24 protein-coding genes and 1 pseudogene are annotated in these 24,442 nt (G+C 69.6%); 14 read left to right on the top strand and 11 right to left on the bottom strand.

What is annotated here, in order from left to right; all coding sequences use genetic code 11:
* Positions 1 to 11: 11 nt before the first annotated feature.
* Positions 12 to 1,097, bottom strand: coding sequence for a hypothetical protein (locus EAS64_RS04835; protein ID WP_145851453.1), 1,086 nt, complete (start codon positions 1,095 to 1,097; stop codon positions 12 to 14).
* Positions 1,094 to 1,618, bottom strand: coding sequence for a SigE family RNA polymerase sigma factor (locus tag EAS64_RS04830; protein ID WP_145851452.1), 525 nt, complete (start codon positions 1,616 to 1,618; stop codon positions 1,094 to 1,096). The genes EAS64_RS04835 and EAS64_RS04830 overlap by 4 nt, the downstream gene beginning before the upstream one ends.
* Positions 1,619 to 1,784: 166 nt before the next feature.
* Between EAS64_RS04830 and EAS64_RS04825 the strand changes: the two genes are divergently transcribed.
* Both EAS64_RS04825 and EAS64_RS04820 read left to right on the top strand, forming a co-directional pair.
* The gene (locus EAS64_RS04825; RefSeq protein WP_145851451.1) at positions 1,785 to 2,627 is read left to right on the top strand and encodes an FTR1 family iron permease; all 843 of its coding nucleotides are present in this window, start codon (positions 1,785 to 1,787) and stop codon (positions 2,625 to 2,627) included.
* Between the two features lie 75 nt (positions 2,628 to 2,702).
* On the top strand, positions 2,703 to 3,119 hold the full coding sequence (locus tag EAS64_RS04820) for a mycothiol transferase (protein ID WP_342782011.1): 417 nt from the start codon (positions 2,703 to 2,705) through the stop codon (positions 3,117 to 3,119).
* 11 nt (positions 3,120 to 3,130) lie between these two features.
* Here EAS64_RS04820 and EAS64_RS04815 read toward each other — a convergent pair whose 3' ends face one another.
* Both EAS64_RS04815 and EAS64_RS04810 read right to left on the bottom strand, forming a co-directional pair.
* Complete coding sequence (locus EAS64_RS04815; protein ID WP_145851450.1) at positions 3,131 to 3,919, bottom strand: SRPBCC family protein; 789 nt, start codon at positions 3,917 to 3,919, stop codon at positions 3,131 to 3,133.
* A complete protein-coding gene (locus EAS64_RS04810) occupies positions 3,916 to 4,257 on the bottom strand; it encodes an ArsR/SmtB family transcription factor (protein ID WP_145851449.1) in 342 nt (113 codons plus the stop codon). The genes EAS64_RS04815 and EAS64_RS04810 overlap by 4 nt, the downstream gene beginning before the upstream one ends.
* A 121-nt stretch (positions 4,258 to 4,378) precedes the next feature.
* Between EAS64_RS04810 and EAS64_RS04805 the strand changes: the two genes are divergently transcribed.
* Both EAS64_RS04805 and EAS64_RS04800 read left to right on the top strand, forming a co-directional pair.
* Positions 4,379 to 5,071 carry a phosphatase PAP2 family protein gene (locus EAS64_RS04805; RefSeq protein ID WP_145851448.1) on the top strand — a complete coding sequence of 231 codons (693 nt, stop codon included), beginning with the start codon at positions 4,379 to 4,381 and terminating at the stop codon, positions 5,069 to 5,071.
* Between the two features lie 33 nt (positions 5,072 to 5,104).
* Positions 5,105 to 5,368 (top strand): metal-sensitive transcriptional regulator, encoded by a 264-nt coding sequence (locus EAS64_RS04800; RefSeq protein WP_222848997.1) that lies wholly within the window; start codon positions 5,105 to 5,107, stop codon positions 5,366 to 5,368.
* 27 nt (positions 5,369 to 5,395) lie between these two features.
* Here the strand turns inward: EAS64_RS04800 and EAS64_RS04795 are convergent, their stop codons facing one another.
* Complete coding sequence (locus EAS64_RS04795) at positions 5,396 to 5,782, bottom strand: helix-turn-helix domain-containing protein (RefSeq protein ID WP_145851447.1); 387 nt, start codon at positions 5,780 to 5,782, stop codon at positions 5,396 to 5,398.
* Positions 5,783 to 5,876: 94 nt separating this feature from the next.
* On the opposite strand from EAS64_RS04795, the gene EAS64_RS04790 reads away from it, so the two are divergent.
* Complete coding sequence (locus tag EAS64_RS04790) at positions 5,877 to 7,883, top strand: heavy metal translocating P-type ATPase (RefSeq protein WP_342782010.1); 2,007 nt, start codon at positions 5,877 to 5,879, stop codon at positions 7,881 to 7,883.
* A 1-nt stretch (position 7,884) separates the two neighbouring features.
* A pseudogene (locus tag EAS64_RS47320) lies at positions 7,885 to 8,508 on the top strand (asparagine synthase-related protein); the annotation flags it as partial.
* Positions 8,509 to 8,640: 132 nt separating this feature from the next.
* Here EAS64_RS47320 and EAS64_RS04780 read toward each other — a convergent pair.
* Positions 8,641 to 10,611 carry a right-handed parallel beta-helix repeat-containing protein gene (locus EAS64_RS04780; protein ID WP_145851446.1) on the bottom strand — a complete coding sequence of 657 codons (1,971 nt, stop codon included), beginning with the start codon at positions 10,609 to 10,611 and terminating at the stop codon, positions 8,641 to 8,643.
* A gap of 173 nt (positions 10,612 to 10,784) precedes the next feature.
* Here EAS64_RS04780 and EAS64_RS04775 point away from each other — a divergent pair, with 173 nt between their 5' ends.
* Together EAS64_RS04775 and EAS64_RS04770 are read left to right on the top strand one after the other, a co-directional pair.
* A complete protein-coding gene (locus EAS64_RS04775) occupies positions 10,785 to 12,275 on the top strand; it encodes an MFS transporter (RefSeq protein ID WP_145851445.1) in 1,491 nt (496 codons plus the stop codon).
* Positions 12,276 to 12,285: 10 nt separating this feature from the next.
* Positions 12,286 to 12,921 (top strand): TetR/AcrR family transcriptional regulator, encoded by a 636-nt coding sequence (locus EAS64_RS04770; protein ID WP_145851444.1) that lies wholly within the window; start codon positions 12,286 to 12,288, stop codon positions 12,919 to 12,921.
* 45 nt (positions 12,922 to 12,966) lie between these two features.
* Here the strand turns inward: EAS64_RS04770 and EAS64_RS04765 are convergent, their stop codons facing one another.
* Positions 12,967 to 13,680 carry an AraC family transcriptional regulator gene (locus EAS64_RS04765; RefSeq protein ID WP_222848996.1) on the bottom strand — a complete coding sequence of 238 codons (714 nt, stop codon included), beginning with the start codon at positions 13,678 to 13,680 and terminating at the stop codon, positions 12,967 to 12,969.
* Between the two features lie 128 nt (positions 13,681 to 13,808).
* Between EAS64_RS04765 and EAS64_RS04760 the strand changes: the two genes are divergently transcribed.
* Positions 13,809 to 14,495: a TPR end-of-group domain-containing protein gene (locus EAS64_RS04760; RefSeq protein WP_145851443.1), complete on the top strand. Its 687-nt coding sequence runs from the start codon at positions 13,809 to 13,811 to the stop codon at positions 14,493 to 14,495.
* A 22-nt stretch (positions 14,496 to 14,517) separates the two neighbouring features.
* Here the strand turns inward: EAS64_RS04760 and EAS64_RS04755 are convergent, their stop codons facing one another.
* Positions 14,518 to 15,753 carry a CaiB/BaiF CoA transferase family protein gene (locus tag EAS64_RS04755; RefSeq protein ID WP_246115522.1) on the bottom strand — a complete coding sequence of 412 codons (1,236 nt, stop codon included), beginning with the start codon at positions 15,751 to 15,753 and terminating at the stop codon, positions 14,518 to 14,520.
* A gap of 131 nt (positions 15,754 to 15,884) precedes the next feature.
* Between EAS64_RS04755 and EAS64_RS04750 the strand changes: the two genes are divergently transcribed.
* Together EAS64_RS04750 and EAS64_RS04745 are read left to right on the top strand one after the other, a co-directional pair.
* Positions 15,885 to 16,781 (top strand): hydroxymethylglutaryl-CoA lyase, encoded by an 897-nt coding sequence (locus EAS64_RS04750; protein WP_246115521.1) that lies wholly within the window; start codon positions 15,885 to 15,887, stop codon positions 16,779 to 16,781.
* A 44-nt stretch (positions 16,782 to 16,825) separates the two neighbouring features.
* Positions 16,826 to 17,509 (top strand): GntR family transcriptional regulator, encoded by a 684-nt coding sequence (locus EAS64_RS04745; protein WP_145851441.1) that lies wholly within the window; start codon positions 16,826 to 16,828, stop codon positions 17,507 to 17,509.
* 22 nt (positions 17,510 to 17,531) lie between these two features.
* Here the strand turns inward: EAS64_RS04745 and EAS64_RS04740 are convergent, their stop codons facing one another.
* On the bottom strand, positions 17,532 to 17,897 hold the full coding sequence (locus tag EAS64_RS04740) for a universal stress protein (RefSeq protein ID WP_187365694.1): 366 nt from the start codon (positions 17,895 to 17,897) through the stop codon (positions 17,532 to 17,534).
* 71 nt (positions 17,898 to 17,968) lie between these two features.
* Between EAS64_RS04740 and EAS64_RS04735 the strand changes: the two genes are divergently transcribed.
* Together EAS64_RS04735 and EAS64_RS04730 are read left to right on the top strand one after the other, a co-directional pair.
* Entirely contained in the window at positions 17,969 to 19,552 is a 1,584-nt protein-coding gene (locus tag EAS64_RS04735; RefSeq protein WP_187365693.1) for a phytoene desaturase family protein, read from the top strand.
* A 106-nt stretch (positions 19,553 to 19,658) separates the two neighbouring features.
* A complete protein-coding gene (locus EAS64_RS04730) occupies positions 19,659 to 20,201 on the top strand; it encodes a VOC family protein (RefSeq protein WP_222848995.1) in 543 nt (180 codons plus the stop codon).
* A gap of 27 nt (positions 20,202 to 20,228) precedes the next feature.
* Here the strand turns inward: EAS64_RS04730 and EAS64_RS04725 are convergent, their stop codons facing one another.
* Positions 20,229 to 21,893, bottom strand: coding sequence for an FAD-dependent oxidoreductase (locus EAS64_RS04725; protein WP_187365692.1), 1,665 nt, complete (start codon positions 21,891 to 21,893; stop codon positions 20,229 to 20,231).
* Positions 21,894 to 22,037: 144 nt separating this feature from the next.
* Here EAS64_RS04725 and EAS64_RS04720 point away from each other — a divergent pair, with 144 nt between their 5' ends.
* Positions 22,038 to 23,489, top strand: a complete 1,452-nt coding sequence (locus tag EAS64_RS04720) for an aromatic ring-hydroxylating oxygenase subunit alpha (RefSeq protein WP_222848994.1) — start codon at positions 22,038 to 22,040, stop codon at positions 23,487 to 23,489.
* Here the strand turns inward: EAS64_RS04720 and EAS64_RS04715 are convergent.
* Positions 23,441 to 24,442, bottom strand: a complete 1,002-nt coding sequence (locus EAS64_RS04715; protein ID WP_222848993.1) for an ATP-binding cassette domain-containing protein — start codon at positions 24,440 to 24,442, stop codon at positions 23,441 to 23,443. The genes EAS64_RS04720 and EAS64_RS04715 overlap by 49 nt on opposite strands.

The following is a 24,442-nucleotide window of genomic DNA, read 5'->3' as shown; positions in this document are numbered from 1 at the left end:
GACGCGCAGGGTCAGGAGTACGGGCCGAGATACTGAGCCATCTGCTGGCTGGAGACCTGGGCGAAGCCGGCCGGCGGCTTCAGGTTGAGCAGCGCCAGGTTCTGCCTGGTCGGCGGCAGCCAGTCCACGCTCGTGGCGTCCGTCGACCAGCCCGTCACCGTATAGCAGGCCCACTGGATGCCCGGCTTGTCCACGGTGTACATGACGGTCTTCGCCGCCAACGTCGCCTCCTGGACCTCAAGGAAGGTCGAGGCATCGAGCCACACCTCGTTGACGCCCGGCGGCGGGAGCTTGCAGCCGGCGGGCCGCGGCGGCAGGCACGCCCCGTCCTGGCCGGTGATGCACGGGTGGGGCTTGATCGCGCTGTCGTACGCCTTCCGGTAATCGATCCGGATCAGGATGGTCTGACGTCCGTGCAGCTTCCGGTAGCCGACGACCTTGATGATCCCCTTGCGGAGCGCGTCGTTATAGGCGGAGGCCGGATCCGATGCGGTCACGCCGGGCAGCCAGCTGCCGATCACAATGCCCTTCGCGCCCCAGGGACTGGCATCCCGCGTGCTCGCGGAGACCACGTTGTACGCCCGGTCCTTGTAGTCGACCTCGGTCGAGGTGTAGGTCTCGCCCGAGATGCTTTCCGCGGTCGCCATCAGGGGACGGCCGCCGGGGATGCGCCGTGAGCTCACGAACAGCTCCTGCTGGGTCGCCACGCTCAGGTAGCTGACGCCCGCGCCGTTCCTGGTGACCTGGATCATCCTGGCCGCAGCCGCCTCGGCGGCGGCGGCGTGCCGCACGATGTAGGCGGCCGTCCGTGCCTTTCCGGTGACCGTCTGAGACGTGCTCGGCTGCGGGCCGCTGGCGGCGGGGGTCACGCGCGGGTGCTGGCCGCCGGCTGCGCTGCCGGGGCCGGGCGCGCTCCCGGCCAGCACCGCGACCGCCGTAACGGTGGCGGCCACGCCTGTCACGCCGGTCAGGCCGCCGGCCAGCAGGATGCGGCGGCGCGCGATCCGTCGCCGGACGCCGCGCAGCACCGCGGCCTCGTCCGGGTCGGCAGGCTCCAGTGTCCGCAGCGCGGCCATCAGGTCGTTCTCTGTTCTCACCAGATGCTCCTCTCCCCGCAGGCAAGCCCGGTGTGCCCGGCCTCGGGGCCGGGTGACATCTCGATGCGCAGCGCGGCCAGCGCCCGCGACGCGTAGCCGCGCACGGTGCCGGGCGCGAGGCCGAGCAGTTCGGCGATCTGGCCGTCGGAGAGTCCCTCGTAGTACCGCAGCACGAGAACGGCCCGCTGCTTGGCAGGCAGCTTGCCGAGCTCGGCGAGCAGGGCGTCGCGGTCGGCATGGCTGGCCGCGTGATCCGGCGCGACCCGGTGATCGACATCGGTCCCGCTGCCCGCGGGAATGAGCCACCAGGTGCGGCGGCGCGAAGACAGGAACTCGTTCAGGATCATCTTGCGTACGTAGAATTCCGGCCGGTCCAGCGAGCCGATCCGCCGCCACCTGGCATGCGCGCGGACCAGCACCTCCTGGACAAGGTCGTCGCCCCGGACCCGATCCCCGGTGAGCACCGTCGCGAACCGCTGCACCGTGATGAGGTGGCGCGCCGCGAACTCGTCAAAAGTCACCGCACCTCCGCTTGGGTAGCCACTCCAAGCAATACACGCCCTGAGCGTCACGAAGTGCTGTGCGTCACACCGGAATGGGCCGTCCGGCTCTGGGTACGGAAGGGAGAAAGCCGTATATTAGGTTTGCCTTACCTAAGACTTGACCGTTGCATCCGCTGGAGACCATGTGCTCGCCACGCTAGTCATCTTCCTTCGCGAGGGCATCGAGGCGAGCATGATCGTCGCCATCCTGCTCGCGTACCTCGACCGGCTCGGCCGCCGGGAGTATTTCAAGGATGTGTTCCTCGGCGTGGGCGCGGCGCTGCTGCTCGCGACGGGGGGCGGCGTGGCCGCCTACCTCACCATCTCGTCCTACGACGGCTCGCGGGTGCAGACCATCTTCGAGACGGTCACGTACATACTCGCCGCGGCCGTGCTGACCTACATGACGTTCTGGATGCGCAACCACGCGCGGTCGATCTCCACCGAGCTGCGGTCGAAGGCGGACGCGGCCTTCAACGGCAAGGCGCGGTGGGGCCTGGGGCTGCTTGCCTTCCAGGCCGTCGGCCGCGAAGGCCTCGAGACCGTGGTGTTCACGCTGGCGATCATCTTCTCCACGTCCACGGCCAGCGCGCTGACCGGTGCGATCATCGGCCTGGCGGGCTCTCTTGTGGTCGCCTTCTTCATCTACCGGCTTGGCCACAGGCTGAACATGTCGCGGTTCTTCACGGTCATCGGCTGCCTGCTCATGGTCTTCGCCGCGGGCCTGCTCGCCGATACCGTCCAGAACCTCCAGGAACTCGGCTGGCTGCGCGTGCTCGACGTGCCGATGTGGCACACCGGGAACATCCTGTCGGAGGACAGCTCATTCGGCGACGTGCTGCACAGCTTCTTCGGCTACAGCGACTCCCCGACACCGCTCCAGCTCATCGTGTACGTCGCCTACCTGGCGATCGTCATCGCCGCCTTCCTCGGCCTGCGATCCGCCCTCCGCGCCCACAAGGCCCCGCAGCCCGCAGTGGAGTCATAACATCCCGCCCAGCTGGGACGAGCGCACCGTCCTGACAACGTTCCTGGACTACGCCCGCGACACCGTGCATGCCAAGTGCGCGGGCCTGTCGGATGCGGACGCGCGACGGGCGCCGTTGCCCGGCTCGCCGCTGATGACGTGTCCGGGCTGGTCAGCCACCTGCGCTGGGTGGAGGCCTCATGGATCGAGAAGACGATGCTCGGCGGCACGATCGACGCTCCATGGACCGAAGACGATCCCGATCGGGAGTTCCTGATCGCGGTCGAGGTGCCGCTAGCTCAGCTGCTGGCTGAGTACCGGGACGCCTGCGCCAGGCACCGTGACCTGGTGGCGTCCCTTGACCTGGACGCTCCGTCCAGGGGCGCCCTGGACTGGCGGGCGGAGCCGCTGACGCTGCGCTGGATCCTGCTGCACCTGACGGAGGAGACGGCCAGGCACAACGGTCACATCGACATCCTCAGGGAACTCGCCGACGGCGTGCGCGGCCGATAGCGTCAGCGCAACTACGTGGCGGTGACGCCGAACTGGTAGGAACCGACGATCGCCGCGTCCGCCGCGGCGGGTCCCTCGACGCATCGATCCTGGATTCCGGCTTGGAACTTGCCGAACGCCGCCGACGCCGACGCCGACAGCGGGTTGGTCGGACCGTCGATAACGGCGACGTGCAGGAAGCTGACCCCGTCGTCGAGGCGGAAGGCCGCGTATTGCAGGCCAGAAGGTTGGTGCTCCGCCAGTTCGGCGAACACGTCACGGATCAGGCGCTCATTCTCGTCGGCGCTTTCTGGGTGGGTCTTGTAGCGGACCACCTTGGTGACTGTCATGGTCAACTCCCTATCGCTCTTCTCGATCACGGATCCTCTGTCGATCTCGGCCAGGTAATGCGGCAGCAGCGTTTCCCAGCCTGCGCGATTCCGCTCGCGCCATTCCCCGGCCGCGCTGCCTAGCCGCTCCCAGCCGCGGTGCTCGATCTCCACGCGCGCAGCGGCGCTGCCCTGGGCCGTGAACCGGATCTCCACCTCGGTTGCGCCCGCCCGGTCGCCCCGCAGGTGCCACTGGTAGACCAGTCGCGCGGGAGGTTCCCAGACCGTCACCTCACCCCAGTCGTGCTCGACGCCGTCGGATGTGCGCTCGTAGATCCGCCCTCCGACGGCACCCTCGAGGACGATGAGAGCGGCCTGACCGGTCACGGTGTGATCCGGCGGCCACCAGGTGCTGATCCTGCGGGTCCACACGCGGAACGCGTGCTCGGCCGAACAGGCGACGTCGAAGGACATCTGCAGCGGGGCCGTCACCGTTCCGCCTCCTGGTCTGAGGCCTCTGGGAGGTTTTCCGCCAGCAACCGGAACCGGACGGCGGCCTCGCCCCAGATGCGCTCAAGATAGGCCTGCACGGCGTACATCCCCCGCTCTTGCAGGTGATAGATCCGTCGTGTGCCACGGGCCTGCTCGGTCACCATCCCGGCGTCTTTCAGCACGCGCAGGTGGCGCGAGACCGCGGGCCGGCTGATCGTCATCGCGTCGGCGATCTCCCTGACCGGCTTGTCGCCGCCGCTGAGCAGCCGCAGGATCTCCCTCCTGTTGGGGTCGCCGAGCGCCTCGAACGGGTCGCCGGCTGCCTCCTGGTTCCGCATCCTGCTCCACTCCGCGTATCGGTAACAGCAAGGCTACCGTAACACGGAGGTTACCGATGTGGGCAGGTTCCCGAAATCAGCGATGGGCGGGCATCCGCGGCCCTCGCGTTAAGGTTTCCGTATGCCATCCGCCCGTCTGTCGGAGCTCAGGGCGGCGCTGCCTCGCATGGCGGTGCTTGCCGGCATCTGGGCGGGGCTTGTCGGGTGTCTCATCGCCTCCGGCGAGATTGTCGTCCATTCGAATGCCGTGACGCACTTCGATCGTCATGCCACGAGCGTGCTGGTGAACTCGCGGACGGCAGCGCTCGACTCCGCGATGAAGGCGGTGACCTGGCTGGGCTCCTGGATCGCGCTGACGGTCATGGCTGCCGTCGTCGCCGGGCTGGTCCTGGCTAGGCACCTGCCGCTACTTGCCGCGGCGGCGGCAGCGCTCGCGTGGGCGGGCGAAGCCGGCGGGGTGCGGATCGGCAAGGAAGTTGTCGCCCGTGACCGGCCTCCCGAGGCGATCCGGCTGGTGCAGGCGCACGGCTGGTCTTTCCCTTCCGGCCATGCCGCCGCGGCGGCCCTGGCCATTACCGTCCTGGCCATGTGCGTCACGGCGGTCACCCGCCACCGGACGCTTCGGGTACTCGGCTGGCTGATCGCCGGACTTGCCATCGTGGCCACCGCGTTCTCCCGCGTGGAACTGGGAGTGCACTGGACGACCGACGTGATCGCCAGTGTCGTGTTCACGGCCGTCTGGCTTACCGCGATCGCCGTCCTGCTCGGCGGCCGCCTCCGGCCGACCGTCCGGAATCCCCCTGGGGGGATATAGAATCGGGGCCGACGAAGCAGCGAAGGAGACTCAGTGGTACTGCAGCCCGATGAGATGAAGGCCATCATCCTGCGGATGAAGCGCGCCCATGGTCACCTCGGCAGCGTCATCAAGATGCTGGAGGAAGGATCCGAATGCGAGGATGTGCTCACCCAGCTTGCGGCCGTCAACAAGGCGCTCAGCCGTAGCGGTTTCGCGATCGTGTCCACGGGGCTGCAGCACTGCCTGACCGATGGCGACGGACCTAGCGAGGCCGATATCGCGAAGATGGAGAAGCTCTTCCTCGCCCTGGCCTGACAGCCGAGCCTGGGCGTGGCCCGGCCGTCAGACGGTGACCGGGACTGTTCCGGGTCCGGCGGCCTGGTCGCGCACGCCGAGGCGCAGGTGCTCGCTGTGGTACACGGCCTCGTCGAGCAGCCGCGCGACGTGGTCGTCGTACAGGGCGTACATGGTGGTCTTGCCGTGCCTGGTGCCCGCGACCAGGCCCAGGTGGCGGAGCATGCGCAGCTGGTGGGAGACCGCGGACTGCTCCATGCCGATGTCGGCGGCCAGCTCGGTGACCGAGCATGGCTCGCGGCGCAGCCGGGACAGGATCAGCAGGCGACTCGGCGCGGCGAGAGCTTGCATGGTCTGCGCGACAAGAGCCGCGGAAGCGCCGTCGAGCACCGCGGGCGGTACCTGCTGCTCCGGCTGCCGCGTCTTATGTCCCATGCCCGACAGGGTACCGTATTGATCATATGAAGAATTGTTCATTTGATCCTGTATCACCAGGACCGGCGCCGGTGCGCCGCGTGGGGAGGCCGGCGTGACCGCGGTGCTGACGGGCTCTCGCGCCGCCGCTGGCCAGGACGCCGTCACTGCCCGGCCGCAGGAATCAGGGGCTTGGTCCCTGCCGGAGGTCCGGTGGGCGGTCCTGGCCACGCTGCTGTTCGCGGCCGGGCTCGCCGCCCGTCTCGCGGCAGCCCCGGCGTGGCTGTGGTGGACGTTCTTCCTCGCCTGCTATGCGGCTGGCGGATGGGAACCCGGTCTAGCCGGGCTGCGGGCATTGCGGCACCGGGCCCTCGACGTTGACCTGCTGATGGTGGTCGCGGCGATCGGTGCCGCGGCGATCGGGCAGGTGCTCGACGGCGGCCTGCTCATCGTGATCTTCGCGACCTCGGGCGCACTCGAGGCGGTGGCCACCCACCACACTGAGCGGGCCGTGCGCGGCCTGCTCGACCTGGCGCCCGACCGCGCGGTACGCCTCGGCCCTGACGGCGCCGAGGAGCTTGTCGACGCGGCCGAGCTGGCCGCCGGTGACGTGATCGTGGTGCGACCAGGAGAACGGATCGCTGCCGACGGGCAGGTCATCAGCGGGGCGAGCGAGGTGGACCAGGCGACCATCACCGGAGAGCCGCTGCCCGCGCCGAAGGAGGCGGGCGACGCGGTTTTCGCTGGAACGCTGAACGGCACCGGCGCGCTGACCATCCGGGCAGGCACGGCCGCCGCCGACTTCGTGATCGCGCGGATCGTGTCCATGGTGGCCGAAGCCTCCGCGACCAAGGCGCGGACCCAGCTGTTCATCGAGAAGGTGGAGCGGCGGTACTCCGTCGGCATGGTCGCGGCCACGGTGGCGCTGTTCGCCATCCCGCTGCTGGCCGGCGAGGCGTTCCAGGCCGCGCTGCTGCGCGCCATGACGTTCATGATCGTCGCGTCGCCGTGCGCGGTGGTACTCGCCACGATGCCGCCGCTGCTTGCCGCGATGGCCAACTCCGGCCGGCACGGAGTCCTGGTGAAATCGGCCGTCGTGATGGAGGAAGCGGGCCAGACCGGTCTTGTCGCGTTCGACAAGACCGGCACGCTGACCGAGGGCACGCCCAGGCTGGCCGCGGTCCGCGTGCTTGCCGGCGCCGGGCTCACCGAACACGATGCGCTGTCTCTGGCCGCCGCCGCGGAGAACCCGTCCGAGCACCCGCTTGCCCGCGCCGTGGTGAGCGCGGCGAAGGACGCCGGGCTGACGGTCGAGGCGGCCACCCGTTTCGCCGCGCTGCCCGGACGCGGCGTGACAGCCACGGTCGGCGGCCGGACGGTCGAGATCGGCAGCCCAAGGCACCTACTGGGAACGGCGGCGGTCGGCGCATCAGCAAGCGAGTTCCGCCAGGAAGTTCACGCGGCGGTTGCCGCGCTCGAGGACGACGGGCAGACCGTCGCGGTCATGCGCGTCGACGGCACTCCAGCCGCCGTGCTCGGGATCGCGGACCGGCTCAGGCCCGCCGCCGCGGAGACGGTCGTGGCGATCATCGCGGTAACCGGCGCGGCCCCGGTGCTGCTGACCGGTGACAACCGGCGGGCCGCCGCGCGGCTCGCCGCCGAGGCCGGCATCGCCGACGTACGGGCGGAACTGCTACCCGAGGACAAGGTGGCCGCGGTCAGGGAACTCGAAGCCGCCGGCCGCAGAGTGCTGCTCGCCGGGGACGGGGTCAACGACGCGCCCGCGCTCGCGGCGGCGAGCATCGGCGCCGCGATGGGCCGAGCCGGCTCGGACCTGGCCCTGGACACGGCCGACATCGTCATCATGCGCGACGACCTGGCGGCGATCCCCGGCGTCATCAGCCTGTCCCGCCGCGCCCGCCGGGTCGTCACCGCCAACCTCGTGATCGCCGCCGTCATCATCGCCGCGCTCGTCACCTGGGATCTCGCCGGGCACCTGCCGCTCCCGCTCGGCGTTCTCGGCCACGAGGGCTCCACCGTGATCGTCGGGCTGAACGGCCTGCGGCTGCTGCGCGCCCGCACCTGGACCCCGGCGCCGGACCAGCCCGCGACGGTCAGCTGAAATCAGCGACGGCAGCCTGCTGTCCGGCGGCCTCGACTCCAGCGTCGTCTCCGCGCTGGCTGCCGACAGTCTCATGCGCCGCGACCGGGCCAAGCTGGCCACCTTCTCGGTGGACTTCGTCGGCAGCGCGCAGGCGTTCACGCCGGACCAGCTCCGGCCCAGCCATGACGAGCCGTTCGCGCATGCTGCCGCCGAGCACATAGGCAGCGGGCACAGCACCGTCATGCTGTCGGCTGATGACCTGGTCGAGGCCCAGTGGGCGCCGCTTGCCGCGCACGACCTGCCCACCATGGGCGACATGTGGGTGTCGATGTACCTGCTGTCCAGGGAGATCCGCAAGCAGTCGACGGTCGTGCGGGTGCCGTTCACCGATCACCGGCTGGTCCAGTACGTGTGGAACGTCCCGCGGGCCATGAAGGAGGCCGGCGGGATAGAGAAGGGCTTGCTGCGTACCGCCGCGGCCGGGCTCCTCCCGCCGGACCTGCTTGGCCGTCGCAAGAGTATCTACCCCGGTGCGGCCGACCAGGCCTACGAGCGCGCGATCGACACGCAGCTGCGCGCCCTGCTGCGGCAGCCTGGCGCGCCACTGTTTGAGCTGATCGACAGGGAACGGCTTGCAGCCGCATACGCGCGCGACCCACGGCTGCCCGGTTTCATGGCGATCCAGCCGAGCAGCACGGCGCCCGTCGGATTCCTGCTCGACATAAACAGGTGGCTAGCGCTCCCGCGTCACCATCCGGTAGCCCGGCCAGCGGGCTCACCACACCCGGATACGCGACGTGCCCGGGCCAAGGCTGGCGATCGGTCCGGCGGGGTAGTCGCGGCCCGGTTCCTTGCGCTCGCCGAGGAGGTCGACGTCGATGATAACCGGGCTGCCGTTCCGTTCCTCGAAGTCGGCGTCGGCGAAACGTACGCGCGGCAGGTCGGCACCGGTCACGACGCCAAGCCGGACGCCGCGGAAGGCCGCGGGCAACTGCGCCTCCAGGAAGACCTCGTCGCCCTCGTCGGCCACCTCGAACGACAAGTCCTGGGCGAGCGTCAGCGCCGAGGCCTCCGCGGCGAAGGCGCGCGCACCGGGCGCGTACACGTTGTCGCGCAGGTACGCGGGCTGCCGCACGCCGGGGAAGCGCCGGTGATCGCCACCTGGCTGTACGGCGAGGCTGGCGAGGTACTCCTCGAGGGTCGCCGGGTGGCCGTCGTAGCCGGCGGTGCCGTAACCCGCGGGCGCGGTGCCGAAGGCCGCGGGCCCGTACGCCGCGGCGGCATCGCCGCCGAGGAAGACGTTGCCGACGTACCGGTCGTCACCACCGTAGATCACGGCGTAGCCGGCCACCTGCGTGCTGTGCGGCCGGTGGTAGGGCGTCGCCCGGTCCATGACGGGCTCCAGGCGTACCGTGCCGCCAATCAGGTTGTGCACGAACGCGCCGCCCTGGCTGAACGACTCGAGTGCGGCAGGCGAGGCGAGCACATTGTGCTCGATGAGGAACGGGCCATGGCTCACCTCGACGAACAGGTCACGGTTGTTGCGGTAGCAGAGGTTGCGCGAGACGCGCGTGCCCTGCGTCTGCCAGTCGAGCCAGATGCCGAGCGAGCAGTCGTGGATGCGGTTGTGCCGGATCTCGACGTCGATCGCGGCGTGCAGCTTGATGCCGGCGATCTCGTGACCGAAGAACTCGCGCTTGATCGCGATGTTGTAGATGTGGTTGTCCTCGATCGTGGAGAAGACGCAGCCAAGGTGGCCGACGATGGCGTTCTGCCCGCAGTCGAAGATCGTGTTGCGCCGGACCACGTGCGAGCCGACGTGCTCACGGTCCCAGCCGATCTGGCGGGCGGCGAACACGGACTCGAGCTGGTACTGGTAGCCGGGCTTGTCGCCCCGCAGCGTCGCGTAGTTGTCGCCCGTCGAGGCTTCCTTGCCGAGCGAGACGGCGGAGCACTTCGCGTCGTGGATCACGTTGTCCTCGATGATCCAGCCCTTCGCCCAGTTGGGGCCGATCAGCCCGGGCTGGTCGGCGGTGGGCGGGGTCCACGGGCACGCGGCCTGCGCGAGCTCGAAGCCACGAACCGTTATGTAGTCGATGTGGTGTTCGACGGGGGAGAACACCGACCGGCGCACGTTGATCTCCACGAGCTCGGCGTTCGGGTCGGCGCCCTGGAAGTTCGCCCAGATCGTCGTCGTCTCCTCGCCGACCTCGGCGTACCAGACGAGCCGGGTCTGCCCGGGGTTGCGCACGCGGTCCGTCACACCCGTCCAGTGGTCGAGCACCTGGGTGCGCAGCGGCGGATCGGTCACCGCCGCCCGCGTGCCGGCCTCGTAGCAGCTGACCCCGTTCAGGTAGACGTCGCCGAGATGCTTGCGCAGCGGCGGTACGGGCTCGACGAGCCAGTCGCCCGCGACCTCGTCCGCGAACGGGTTCCAGTCGCCGAACAGCGCATTGGGCACCGGCACTCGCCACACTGTGCCGCCAGGCTCCTGCTCCCAGCCGGTGACCGGCTCCGACCCCTTGATGACCACGTGCTCGCCGGGCGCGGCCTGGTAGGTGATGCGGCGCGCCCCGCTCAGCCCGCCACGCCGCGGCCGTACCCACTCCCGGTACTCGCCCGCGTGGACGAGGACGGTGTCGCCAGGCCGGGCCACTTCCGCCGCCCGGTTGATCGTGCGGAACGGGCGGCCCGCGGAGCCGTCCGCGGTGTCCGCGCCGTCCGGCGCCACGTGGAGGGTCGTCATGCGAAGATCATTCCAGAAATGCCCGTGTCGTTACCGGGGTCAGGACCCCGGCAATGAAACGGGCATTTGCTTAACGATCTTCCAGCCCCGCCGGCCGACCCCGTAGCGGAATTTTCATTCCGCTACGGTATGCTGTAGCGGAATCATGATTCCGCTTTCAGGAGGGCCCTGACATGGAGAGTGCGCCGCGGCCGCACTATCAGCTGACGTTCGGGATACTCGCGCTCGGCATCGGGGCGTTCTCGTTGCTGCAGTCGCTGGTGATCCCGCTGCTGAGCACGGTGCAGGCGGAACTGCACACCTCGCAGAGCGCCGTGACGTGGGTATTGACGGCCTATCTGCTGTCGGCGTCGGTGATGACACCGATCCTGGGGCGGGTCGGTGACATCTACGGCAAGAAGTGGGTGTTCGTGGCCGCGCTGGCCGGACTCGCGGTCGGATCGGTGCTGGCGGCCGTGGCCCCTAACCTCGCGGTGCTGATCGTGGCCCGGGTGATTCAGGGGCTGGGCGGCGGGTCGCTGCCGCTGGGGTTCGGGATCATCCGCGACGAATTCCCCGCGGACAGGGTGGCCGGCGCCGTCGGTATCCTCGCTGCGCTGACCGCGGTCGGCGGCAGCCTGGGCATCGTGCTGGCCGGCCCGATCGTGAACGCGCTCAACTGGCACTGGCTGTTCTGGCTGCCCGGCATCGCGACGATGGTCGCGGCGGTCGGCGCGGTGCTGTTCATACCGCAGTCGCCCATCCGCAGCCCGGGCACGATCAGCTGGCTGCCCGCGGTGCTGCTGTCCGGCTGGCTGGTGGCGCTGCTTGTGCCGCTGAGCGAGGCGCCGAGCTGGGGCTGGGGGGCGCCGGCGGTCATCGGGCTGCTGGCCGTGGCGGTGCTGCTCGCCGCTGCCTGGGTGTGGTCCGAGCTGCGGGCGGCCACCCCGCTGATCGACATGAAGATGATGCGGCGCCCGGGCGTCTGGACGAACAACCTTGTCGCGCTGCTCATCGGCGTCGGAATGTACGCGATGTTCGCGTTCCTGCCCGAGTTCGTGCAGACCCCGTCCTCGGCCGGGTACGGATTCGGCGCCAGCATCACCCGCTCGGGTCTGATGCTGCTGCCCTCCGGGGTCACCATGTTCGCGGTCGGCCTGTTCGTCGGGACCCTCACCCGGCGGCTCGGCGGCAAGGTCCTGGTGGTCGCGGGCTGTGTCGTCGGGTGCGCGGCGATGGCCATGTTCGCCTTCGCGCACTCCCAGGAATGGGAGATCTACGTCGCCACCGGCGTGATCGGCGTCGGCTTCGGGCTGGCCTTCTCGGCGATGACGGCGAATGTCGTGTCCGCGGTGCCGGCCGGCCAGACCAGCGTGGCTACCGGCATGAACGCGAACATCCGCACGATCGGCGGCAGCATCGGCGCCGCCGTGATGGCCAGCATCGTCACCGCGAAGCTTGAGCCGTCCGGCCTGCCTGCGGCGTCCGGCTACACGACCGGGTTCGGGGTCATGGCCGCCGTCGTGGCGGTGGCCGCGCTGGCCGCGCTGCTGATCCCATCGCCACGGCGGCCGCGCACTGCTGCCACCGAGGCGGCCGCCGTCGGCACCCTGGTGATGTCCGGCGACGCGGTGACGGCGGAGAGCGCCGCCGGGGAGACGGTGGCCAGCGAACTGGGCGAGTGAGGGAAGGCCGATGATCAGTGAGCCCACGGTGAGCGACCCGGCGCTGCCCGGGAGGCGCGACGCGGTCCGCAACTACCACCGGGTCCTCGCGGCGGCCCGCGAGGTACTCGGCGAGTCCGGTGCCGATGCCAGCATGGAGGAGATCGCCGCCAGGGCCGGGGTCGGCGTCGGTACCGTGTACCGGCGGTTCGCCAACAAGGACGCCCTGATCGACGAGCTGGTGCGGCTGTCCCAGTGCGAGGCGCTTGCCGAGGCCAGGCAGGCGCTCACCTGCCCGGGCGGCGATGGTCTGGAGCAGCTACTGCGCGGGCTCGGTGCGCTGTTCGCCGCGCACGCCAAGTACGCGCACCTGCTGCTCGAGCGGAGCGCCGACGGCGCCACCGCGCGCGAGATCCGCGCCGCGGTCCGGCAGCTGACGAGCCGCGCCCTGGCCGCCGGCACGCTGAACGCCGACGTGACCGTCGGCGACGTGATGGCACTGGTCTGGGCCATGCGCGGGCTGACCGAGACGACCGGCGAGGTCGCGCCGGGTACCTGGCAGCGGTTCCTCGACATCCACCTGGCGGGCCTGCGCGCACCGGGCCCGCTCAGCGCCACGCCGTCGATGTCAGCCGGACAGCTGGCGGAGCTGCTTCCGCGCCCTTAGCGGTGGCCGACTGACCGCCGCGCCAGAGCCGGCGCAGAGCCGGTATCAGGCACCCTGCCGGAAGTACGCGGCCGGCGTGACGCCGGTCTCGCGGCGGAACGCTTGCACAAACGCGCTGTCGGAGTCGTAGCCGACATGGCGGGCGACGTTACCGACCGGCTCGCCTGCGGCGAGGGCGCCAACGGCGGCCCGCAGCCGCAGCCGGGTGCGCCAGCGGCCGAAGCTCACGCCGGTGTCAGCGAGGAATGCCCTGGCCAGAGTGCGCTCGCTGGTCCCGACGGCACGGCCCCACTCGGCGAGCGTCCGGCCGTCTGCGAGGTTGGCCGAGATCAGGTCCGCGACCTGCCTGGCCCGGTCATCGGCTGGCATGCGGACCTCGATGGTGGTCATCGCCACCGGCCGCAGGATGTCGACAAGGACCGCCTCGGCATTCGCCCTGCGCCGCCCGTCGAGGACCGGGTCTTCCAGGTACCCAATCAGCTCGGCCATCAGCGGACTTGCCGACACGGGAGTCGGCTCGGTCCAGCCGATCGGGCACTGGGCGGGCCGGACGTAGGCGGACCGCATCGTTGCCGTTCCGGCAGAAAGCGTTTCGTGCCGCACGCCCGCAGGTATCCACAACGCCCGGGTGGTCGGCAGCACCCAGGCCGATTCCCGCGTGCGGACGGTCAGCACCCCGCTCGCGGCCCAGGCCAGCTGATGATCAACGTGCGCGTGCCAGTCGAAGACCAGTCCCGCCGGCATCGGGAAAGTCGCCACGATGACAGCCGCATCCGGACTCACCGGGCTTGCGGCGCAGTGGTCATCTCGGTCATGTCCGTCCTGCGACACAGCTTGTCAGTCTACGCTCTTGGCCCTGCGCAGCCGCGGTACCTAGCGTCGGGACCATGAGCGAAAACCTGCGCGCCGCCGTGACAGGACTGATCGGACTGGCCGCCGCCGCCGAGCAAGCGCTGCTTGCAGAACCGCAGCCGGCCGCGGGCAGCGCGGAACTCTGGGCGGCAGTGCCGGTGGTCGCGCACGACACCGAGTTCCGGCGGCAGCAGGTACAGCGGCTGCGCGCCATCCGCTGTCGGCAGGCGCCGCCAGAGTTCGCGGAGGCCGATCACGCCTCGGCCGCGCTGTACGCGGAACTGAGCGCGCAGCCCGCCGACGCGGTGGCCAGGGACAGCTGGCGCGTCGCGGGCGAACTGGCCGAGGAAATGCGCCTGGTCAGCCGCGAAGACCTGCTTGAGCCGGCCAGGAATCCCTGGCTGCGCGGCAGGCAGCTGTGGCTTCAGGTGGTGGTGCGGGGATTCTGGCACCCCTTGGGGCATCTCGGCGAGTACTACCTCGGTCACGGCCAGCCGGATCGCGCGGTGGCCCTGGCCGAGCACGCCGTCGCGGCCGCGGGGTACGTCGGTGCGCCTGCCCGCGCCCGCGGCATGGCCAGCTACAACCTGGCGTGCGCCCGGGCACGCGCCGGGCAGCTCGACGAAGCAGCCGCCGCCCTGACCGACGCGATCACCCTCAACCCCGACGTCCGAGCCAACGCCCGCCGCGACAAGGACCTGGCCGGCATCATCGCCTCGTAAAAGGGTGGCCCAGCGCCCGCGGTTAGATCACGCTCGCGGCGGTCAGCTTTGCCATCTCGCCGTCATCGAGGCCGAGCAGGCCGCGGTAGACGTCGTTGTTGTGTTCGCCAAGCGCGGGCCCGGCGTGCCTGACCCGCCCCGGGGTGCCGGACAGTCGCGGGAACACGCCGTGCATCGGCACCTCGCCGAACTCCGGATGGGCCAGCCGGATGATGGCCTCGCGGGCCGCGAAGTGCGGGTCGGCGAACATGTCCTTGGCCCGGTAGATGCGGCCGGCGGGCACGCCGTCCGCGTGCAGCCGGTCAAGTAGCTCGTCCGCGTTCACGGTCGCGGTCCACGCCGCGATGAGGTCGTCGAGCTCGTCCATGTACGCGCCGCGCGCCCCGTGCGTCGCGTACCGCTCGTTGTCGGCGAGGCCGGGCTGCCCCATGACACCCGCCAGGCGGCGGAACACGCCGTCCTGGTTGGCCGCGATGAGGATCAGGTCGCCGTCGGCGGTCGGGTACACGTTGCTCGGCGCGATATTCGGCAGCACGCTCCCGGTGCGCTCGCGCTGGTAGCCGGCCAGCTCCCACTCGGGCAGCAGCGACTCCATCAGGGCGAGCACCGCCTCGTAGATGGCCGAGTCGACCACCTGGCCACGGCCGGTGCGGTGCCTGGCCTGCAGGGCGACAAGCGTGCCGAGGGCGGCGAACGTGGCGGCGAGCGCGTCGCCGAGCGAGATGCCTGCGCGCGACGGCGCGCGGTCCGCGTCGCCGGTGACATAGCGGATGCCGCCCATGGCCTCGCCGATGGAGCCGAAGCCGGCCCGCTGCGCGTACGGCCCGGTCTGGCCGTAGCCGGTCACCCGGGTGATGACGAGGCCGGGGTTGATCTCCCACAGCTGCTCGGGTGCGAGACCCCAGCGCTCGAGCGTCCCCGGCCGGAAGTTCTCGAGCAGCACGTCCGACTTCGCGGCCAGCTGGCGGACCAGGTCCTGCCCCTGCGGGTCGCGCAGGTTGACGGTGACCGACTTCTTGTTCCTGGCGAGGACAGGCCACCACAGCGACTTGCCGTGCGGCTTCTCCCGGCCCCACTGGCGCATCGGGTCGCCCCTGCCCGGCTCTTCCACCTTGATGACCTCGGCGCCGAAGTCGCCGAGCAGCTGCCCGCAGAACGGCCCGGCGAGCAGCGTCCCGAGTTCGGTGACGCGGAGTCCGGCAAGCGGCTCCGTCCCTGGCTCGTCCGGTACCGCGCTGTCCTCGCCTGTCGTTGCCACGCCGGGTGTCCTCCGGTCCGTCCGTTGAGTAGATTGCATGCAATTCATTCACACCAGCTTGTCTTTGGCAAGGTCTAGCGGTTGAATGTCAAATATTGCATGCAAGTTGCTTCGAGTGGCTGGGGGCAGGCGTGGTCGAGATCGTTGAGGTTGGACCTAGAGACGGGCTGCAGAACGAGAGCGTGATCCTCGATGTGCCCGCCCGCGTCGCCTACATCGAGGCGCTGGCCGCGACGGGGCTGCGGCGCATCGAGGCGGTCAGCTTCGTCAACCCGGCGCGGGTACCGCAGATGGCGGACGCCGAGGCGGTCATGGCCGCGGTGTCCAGGCCCGATGGGGTCAGCTACAGCGGTCTTGTGCTGAACAAGCGGGGACTCGACCGGGCGCTCGCGACGGGCCTGCACGAGGTGAACATGGTCGTGGTCGCCACGGACACCTTCTCCGCGAGGAACCAGGGGATGAGCACCGCGGAGGCCATCAGTGCCACGGCGTCGATCGCCGCGACGGCCCGCGCCGCGGGACTCTCGGTCACCGTGACAGTCGCCGCCGCGTTCGGCTGCCCGTTCGAGGGAGAGGTGCGGCCGGAGCGAGTGGCGGAGATCGTCCGCCAGTGCGCCGACGCGGGGCTTACCGAAGTCGCGCTCGCCGACACCATCGGCGTGGCGGTGCCCCAGGACGTGCGGACCCTGGTGGCGGCCGTCCGAGCCGAGACCAGCCTGCCGCTGCGGTGCCACTTCCATAACACGAGGAACACCGGCTACGCGAACGCGCTCACCGCCCTCGAGGCCGGCGTGACCGCGCTCGACGCGAGCAGCGGCGGCATCGGCGGCTGCCCGTTCGCGCCCGCCGCGACAGGCAACATCGCCACCGAGGACCTGCTGTACGCGCTCGGCCGCAGTGGCATCGACGCCGGGATCGACATGACGCCCCTGCTCGCCGCGTCCGCGTACATCGAGGAGCGCCTCGGCCACGCCAACCCCGCGCTGCTTGGCCGGGCGGGCGTGTTCCCGCCGGGCGAAGCATCCTGACCTCGGCGAAACCCGCGTTACGCTCTACGCCGGAGGTAAGGAACGTGCGATCGGCTGACAGCGCTGAGGGAACGCCGTCCCCCCAGGCGGTGGACAGGGTGTATGCGAGGCTCAGGCAAGGCATCCTCGACGGGACCTATGCCCCCGGCGCCCGGCTCGGCGAGGCGGACCTGGCGGTCGCCCTTGGGGTGAGCCGCACCCCGGTCAGGGAGGCGCTGCGCCGCCTGGGCTCAGAGGGCCTGCTGTCCACCCTGCCGAATAAGGGCGCCCGGGTCAGGACGTGGACCACCAGCGAGCTCAGTGACATCTCCGACCTGCGCGCGCTCCTTGAGGGACACGCCGCCAGGCAGGCCGCGACCAGGATCACCGGCGCGGACATCGCCGCGATGGCGGACCTGGTCACCAGGATGGAAGCCGCAGCCGCCGACGGCACCGACGCCGACATCGACCTGATCACCGAGCTCAACCGCGAGTTTCACGGCGCGGTCATCGAGGCGTCGGGCAACGCGCTGCTGCCCGGGCTCATGCACTCCCTGCTGCACGTGCCGGTCATCTCGCGCACCTACCGGCACTACTCGCCCGCCCGCATGCAGCAGAGCATGCGGCAGCACCGCGAACTGGTCGACGCGCTGCGCGCGGGCGATCCAGCCTGGGCGGAGGCGGTCATGCGCGTGCACGTCCTGTCCGCCCGCCCGGCTCAGCTCGAAATCGCCGACGACGCCGAATAGGGCCGGTCAGCCGGCGCTGCGGCTAGCGGATGACCAGGACGGGACGGTCGGTCAGGTGGATGACCTTGTGCGCGGTGCTGCCGAGCACAAGCCCGGCCAGGTCGCCGCGGCCGCGTGAGCCCATCACGATGACGCCGCAGCCGAGCTCGATGGCGTCGGCGACGATCACGCGCGCGGCGTGACGGTACATGGTGTTCTTCACCAGGCCATGTGCCTTGACCCCGGCCTTGGTCAGGGTCTCGACGGACGCCGCGACCTCGGCACCGGCCGCATCCGCGGTCTCGAGGGGCGGTAGCAGGCCGGCCTTGCCGCCGTACTCATGCTCGCGCAGGTGCAGTACCCACACCTCGCCGCTGGACAGCAGGGCCAGGTCCCTGGCCGCCAGCACCGCGATGTCCGCCGGGGATTATGACCTGGGCACCTTCTCTTGGGCGTGCTTGTCAGCCAGACTTGGGGGTCGTGACTTCTGACGCGGACGTTATCGTTGCCGGAGCCGGGCACAACAGCCTGATCGCCGCCTGCTACCTCGCCAAGGCCGGCTACCGCTGCCTGGTTCTCGACGCCAGGGACGTCCCGGGCGGCGGGGCCACGACGGAGGAGGTCCTGCTCCCCGGCTACAAGATCGACACCTGCGCGACGGGGCATACGCTGATCCGGGTCAACCCGCTGCTGACGAGGGACGAACTCGGGCTCATCAAGGACTACGGCCTGCGGTATATCGATCCCGACCCGGTTGCCCACGTCGCCTTCCCCGACGGCGAGCAGCTCACCATGTGGCTCGACAAGGATCGCACCGCGGCGGAGATCGCCCGCTTCAATCAAGGCGACGCGGACGCGTACCTAAGGCTCCTGGCCGACTACGACGCGGTGAAGTCGGCGTTCAGCGGGGCGCAGTTCACCCCGGTGGGTTTCGGCCCGTCCCTTGACCAGCGCCTGGCCGAGCACCCGCGCGGCAGGGTCTGGCAGCGGATCGCTCAGCTGTCGCCGTGGGACGTGATCAGGCACGAGTTCACCGACCGGCACGTGCAAGCGTTCATGCTCTGGATGGCCTTCCAGACCAATCAGGCTGTCGACATGCCCGGCTCGGGAGTCCTCGCGTACTCGCTGGTCTTCGGGCGGCAGCAGCGAAGCTGGTCGATCCTGCCGGGCGGCTCGCAGACCCTGGTCGACGTGCTCGTCCGCTACCTGGAAGATCACGGCTCCACGATCGTCACCGGCAGGACCGTCACCCGGCTGATCCTCGACGGCGGCCGCTGCGTGGGCGTCGAGGCGGCGGACAGCACGGGCGGCAGGCACGAGTACCGCGCCGCGCGGGCGGTGCTGTCCACCATCCACGTCACCCACCTGCGGGACATGGCTCCCGCCAGTAGCTGGCCCGAGGAGTTCCACTACAGCGTCGACACCTATGACGTCGGCATCCCCGGCTTCGGCGTGTACCTGGCCACCAGCGCGCCGCCGGTGTTCGAGACGCCGGGCAATGCCGGGCGGACCGCCGTCTCCGCCGGCACCGTCGGCTGGCCGGAGGACGTGATCGGGCTCGGTGCGGACCTGCGCGCGGGCCGGTTCATCGACGGCGTCCCCTGGCTGCTGATCGCCACGCCCACCCTGGCCGACCCGACGCGCGCGCCGGCGGGCCACCACACGGTCAAGCTGCTCAGCCAGAACGTCTACGACGTGCAGGACTGGGACGTGATCAAGGAGGAGCACGCCAAGCGCCAACTCGCCCGCCTGTGCGAAGCGGCGCCGAACTTCACCGACGACGTGATCCAGGCCATGCTGGTGAAGTCGCCGAAGGACTACGAGAAGCTGAACCCGCACATGGTCCACGGCGCGTTCCACGGCGGCGACCGCGGCATCGCCCAGTCAGGCGGCCTGCGCCCGGCTCCCGGCTGGGGCTCGCACCGGATGCCCATCGCGGGCCTCTACCAGACCGGGGCGACCACCCACCCGGGCGGTTCCATCACCGGCGCGCCCGGCCGCAACGCCGCGATGGTCTTGCTCCACGACCTCGGCCACGACCCCGCCGAGGTGCTGAGGCGGTGATAGGCCGGGACCTGTCTCACTGACTGAAAACGTTGCCGGTGAAGCAGCGGCATGGGTGATTACCTTCGCAGTATGTCGATTTCTTGCGCCTGCCTAGGAGATGTCGATGCGATCGCTGGCTGATCTCATGCGGAATTTCCTGCAGATCGGTTACGTGACCGACGACATCGACGCCGCGGCGTCGTACCTCGAGTCCAAATTCGGGACCATCGAGTGCGTCAAGCACTTCAAGTCGTCTCTCGGCCGTGGCAACCCCGACGCCGCCCCCGGGTCCTTCGTGGTGGTTGACGGAGTGACAGCCGAGGAATGGCTGATAGACGTGGCTCTGGTCAACGCCGGAGCAACGAACCTGGAGATCATCCGGCCGTTGGGCGGCGCCGTCGACCTGTATCGCGGTGCCATCCGCCCCGGCGTCCCGGCGACAGTTCATCACCTGGGCTTCCGCATCGACGACTTCGACGCGGCGTCCGAGGTCGTCGCGGCGAGCGGCATGACCTGGAAACAGTTCGGCCGTAGTGGTGACGTGCGTTTCGGGTACCTCGACGCCACCGCCACCCTGGGGCATTTCATCGAGGTCATGGAACTCGGGCCCGAGGGTGCCGGGATGTTCGCCGGGCTGCAGGCGGCATCGAACGCAGCCCGGCCCTGAAGGAGGGCCGGGCTCTTCGCCGGACCGCTATCCGATGTCCCGGGCCGGCGTGGCGGCGAGGTGCCGGCCGGCCCGGTAGCCCATGGTCACGCTGGGCCCAATGCAGCCGCCTCCGCCCGGATAGGTGCAGCCGAGCACGGAGGCGGAAGTGTTTCCGGCCGCATACAGTCCCTCGATCACCGGGACGCGGTTGCCGAGCACACGCCCGTCGGCGTCGATGCGGCAGCCGCCGTGGGTGCCGATGGTTCCCGGCCACTGCTGGATCGCACCGTAGGGCGGGCCGGCGATCGGCGCCAGGTTCACGGTATCGGGACCGGTCAGCACGCGGGTCTGCGCGGGATCGCCCCAGTCGGGATCCTCGCCCTTCTCCGCGTAGTAGTTGTACCGCTCGACGGTCTGCTCAAGCGCGTCCGGGTCGATGCCGATCTTCTCAGCTAGCTCGCTAACCGAGTCCGCCAGTGCCATCCAGTCAGGTGCTGTCTCGCCCTCCGGGCCCTGCAGGCTGAGTTCGATACCCGGCTTGACCCCCATGATCCCCTTCTCCAGGTGTCCGGCACCGAAGATCACCCAGGCGGGCGCCTTGTTCGTGTAGCCGGGGTTGCGCTGGTCGAAGAACCCGAACGGGTGGGAGAAGTCGTTGTAGGTGTACCCGCCGTGCATGAACCGCTGGCCGCGGGAGTTGACGATGATGGATCCCGCGCCGAGGCCCATCATCATCTGCGGCAGGGGATTGCCGTCGCGGCCCTTCGCGAACGGCTCGTAGATGACGCCGTAGCTGAAGAACGACGTCATGTTGCCCATCTTCGCGCCGGCTTCCATGGCCATCAGATGGCCGTCACCGGTGTTCATCCACGGCGACATCGGCTGAACGTCGTAGCCGATGTAGGTCTTGACCATCTCCTTGTTCCACTCGAATCCGCCGCAGGCCAGCACGACGCCGCGCTGTGCGCCGATCCGCTTCTCATTGCCAGCCGGGCCTGCCACCACGCCGGTGACCGCGTCCTTGTCGTCGGTGACCAGCCGGGTGGCGGGCGTGCTGGTGCGGACCTCCACGCCCCGGTCGAGCAGCGCCTTGAACAGCGGGCCGATCAGGCCGCCGCCCTTGGCCCGGATTCCCTCGCGCCGTCGCTGCTCGACTGCTTCCGGGGTGTGCAGTCCTTGGTACTGCTCGTTGAAGCTGAACTCGGCGGGCGGAACCCACGGGCCGTAGTTGATCAGCCTGGCCCGCTCTCCCAGCTCAGCGCCGGCTGGCCATGGCATCGGCGACACGCTGCGGGCGAACGGCTTGACGCCAGGGATCCGGTCCCCGATCACCGAGTAGTAGTCGTGCAGCGGGTAGTGCTGCTCGCTGCGGTAGCCGGTGTGTGCCTCAAGGTAGCCGATCGCCTGGTGCGCCGTATCGACGTAGACCTCGATCAGCGACGGGTCGGTCGTTTGGCCGTCCGAGAGCCTGGTGACGTAGGCGATCGCCTCGTCGCGGCTGTCCTTATCGGCGATGTGCCGGTTGAGCGGTACCCACATGTCGCCGCCGGACACCGCGGTGGTACCGCCGATGAACTCGTCCTTCTCGATGACAAGGACACTGGCGCCACCGTCCCTGGCCAGCAGCGCGGCGGTGAGCGCACCGCCGCCGCTGCCGACGACAACGACGTCGAAAATCTCGTCCCAGCTCGGTCGGTCAGTTGCGGCCACGGTAACCCCCAGGGTGTCGGCGGGTGGATGCACGGCAGCGTAACGCCGCTGGCAGTGGCGCGAAGCTGCCTGTCTCGGTGGCCGGGACGGCCCTTAGACACGCAGGTCGGGCGGATGCACAGTGTTGGAAACAACACTGAAGGAGTGATCGCAGTGTCCGCGGTGGCCGAACCTCACAAGCTGAAGGGTGTTACGCCCTCGTTCCCCGGTGACATGCCTTCGGAGCGGATTCCGGAGAAGTACCGGCTGGGCCGCGGCTTCGTACCCAAGGCCCGGTACCTGGACCCAGAGTTCCAGGCACTCGAACTGGACAAGCTCTTCACCCGCACCTGGCTGATGGTCTGCCGGGAGGAGGAGATCTCCCGGGTCGGCAGCTACGTCGAGTACGAGCTCGGCGCCTATTCCATCGTGGTTATCCGCGATTCGGCCGACTCGATCAAGGCGTATTACAACTCGTGCCGGCACCGCGGCACCCGGCTGGTGGAGGGCTGCGGCCGGGTCGGCACGTTCATCTGCCCGTTCCACGGCTGGCGCTGGAACCTGGACGGCTCGATCAAGCTCATACTCGACCAGGAGGAGTTCGACCCGATCGCGGCCGACAACTGGAGCCTGGTCTCGGTGCGCTGCGACACCTGGGGCGGTTTCGTCTTCATCAACATGGACCCCACCGCCGAACCGCTGCTCGACTACCTGAGCCCGATCCCGGAGTACTTCGCGCCGTTCCAGTTCGAGAAGATGCGCGTGACTTGGTGGAAGAGCTTCCAGGTGCCGTGCAACTGGAAGACCGCCCTCGACGGCTTCCTCGAGTCGTACCACGCGATCGGTACGCACCCGCAGCTGATGCGGTCGGACAAGCACAACCTGAACCTGGCCACGCTGCGGGAGATCGACAACCGGATCTGGTCGCCGACCACCACCTACGAACGGCACGCGACCTATTCCGCCGTCGGCAAGAAGAAGGAAGTCGTCCCGGACACGGAAAAGACGCCGGAGGCGCGCGGCACCGACAACGTCACCGACCCGCGGGTCAGCTTCGCGATGAGCGTGCAGTACATCTACGAGGACATGAAGGGGCTGGAGAACCCGCTCAGCCACCGGGCGGCCGAGGAACTGAAGACGGCCGAGATCCCCGAGGACGGCAACGTCTACGGGAAGTTCCGTGAGCTGTACCGCGACCTGTCCATCAAGGAGGGCATTGACTGGCGCGACATCACGCAGGAGCAATGGGCTCAGGCAGGCACGGCCTGGAACGTCTTCCCCAACCTGATCCTGCTGCCGAACCAGGGATCGGCCTTCGGATACCGGGCCCGTCCCGTCCTCGGCGACCCGGACAGCTGCACCTTCGAGATCTTCGCCCTGGAGCAGGTCGCGACGGCCGACTACGACAAGCGAACCGACGTCAAGCGCCAGCACTTCGACGACTTCAACGATGCCGACCTGGGCGACGTCTTCATGCAGGACATGCGGAACGCCAAGAATGTCACGGTCGGCATGCACTCGCCGGGCTATGACGGCCACCGCCTCAGCGAGGCCCAGGAGATGACCATCTACAACCACCACCGAGTGGCCGACCGGTACATCTTCCGCGAGGACTGAAGGCCCGCATAGAACCCGCATGGAAAAGGGCCCCGGCTCGTCCGGGGTCCTTTTCCATGCGGCGGCAGCCCGTTCAGGCGCCGGTTTAGTCGGCCCCTAGGTAGGACTTCCCGATGGACTCGATGTCCGCCAGCAGGTCCGCGGCCGGCCCTTCCAGGGCGACCGTTCCGCGCTGCAGCACGTACGCGCGATTGGCCAGTTCCAGGGCCAGGTGGGCGAACTGCTCCACCAGCAGCACGGCGACGCCCTGCTTGGCGACCGTCCGCAGCAGGCAATGCCACCCGGCGCGGGTAGAAGAGGTCAGTGGCCCAGTGCCACCACCGGACTGGCTCGAGCGTGACGGCGAGATTCTCGGCCACCGTGAGGTCGCCGAACGGCTCCACCGTCTGGAACGTGCGCCCCACGCCCGCCACGGCTCGTCGGTGCGGGGAGCCGGCGGAAAGATCCTTGCCGCCGAGGCTAATGGTGCCGCTGCGCGGCTTCACGAACCCGGAGACGGCGTCGATGGCCGTGGTCTTGCCCGCGCCGTTAGGGCCGATGAGGCCAACGATGCACCCAGGTGCGATGGTGAGGTCGAGATCCTCCACCGCGGTGACCACGCCGTACCCGACGGTCAGGCCGCGCACTTCCAGCCCGGCCTTCGGCCGGACCGGAAGGGGGGCGCCCACCCGGTCCCTGGCCGGCCCGCCCCATTTCCAGATCTTGCGCCAGAGCGCACCCAGCGGCTGCGTCTGCCCGTGCGGGTTGAAGATCAGGGACAGGATCAGGCCAAAGCCGCCGATCGTGATCAGCCAGCGTTGCACCGCGTCGTGGCCGAAGAAGATGTAGGTGAAGATGCCCGACGGGAAGATGAGCGCCCCGAACAGCGGGCCCAGGATGTAGCCGATGCCGCCGATGAGCGTGAAGATCACCAGGTTCAGCGAGTTGAGGATGTCGAAGGGGTCGTAGGTCAC

The organism is Trebonia kvetii (assembly GCF_007827045.1).
In the GTDB taxonomy this organism is placed as follows: domain Bacteria; phylum Actinomycetota; class Actinomycetes; order Streptosporangiales; family Streptosporangiaceae; genus Trebonia; species Trebonia kvetii.
The sequence above is the reverse complement of the archived record's forward strand: the minus strand, read 5'-3'. Positions and strand labels throughout refer to the sequence as shown.

What these genes read in the sequence shown, in the direction of transcription:
- EAS64_RS04810 (WP_145851449.1), bottom strand. Translation starts at nt 4,257, where the DNA reads ATGCGGAACCAGGAGGCAGCCGGCGACCCGTTCGAGGCGCTCGGCGAC.
- EAS64_RS04805 (WP_145851448.1), top strand. Translation starts at nt 4,379, where the DNA reads ATGCCATCCGCCCGTCTGTCGGAGCTCAGGGCGGCGCTGCCTCGCATG.
- EAS64_RS04795 (WP_145851447.1), bottom strand. Translation starts at nt 5,782, where the DNA reads ATGGGACATAAGACGCGGCAGCCGGAGCAGCAGGTACCGCCCGCGGTG.
- EAS64_RS04780 (WP_145851446.1), bottom strand. Translation starts at nt 10,611, where the DNA reads ATGACGACCCTCCACGTGGCGCCGGACGGCGCGGACACCGCGGACGGC.
- EAS64_RS04775 (WP_145851445.1), top strand. Translation starts at nt 10,785, where the DNA reads ATGGAGAGTGCGCCGCGGCCGCACTATCAGCTGACGTTCGGGATACTC.
- EAS64_RS04770 (WP_145851444.1), top strand. Translation starts at nt 12,286, where the DNA reads ATGATCAGTGAGCCCACGGTGAGCGACCCGGCGCTGCCCGGGAGGCGC.
- EAS64_RS04760 (WP_145851443.1), top strand. Translation starts at nt 13,809, where the DNA reads ATGAGCGAAAACCTGCGCGCCGCCGTGACAGGACTGATCGGACTGGCC.
- EAS64_RS04730 (WP_222848995.1), top strand. Translation starts at nt 19,659, where the DNA reads ATGCGATCGCTGGCTGATCTCATGCGGAATTTCCTGCAGATCGGTTAC.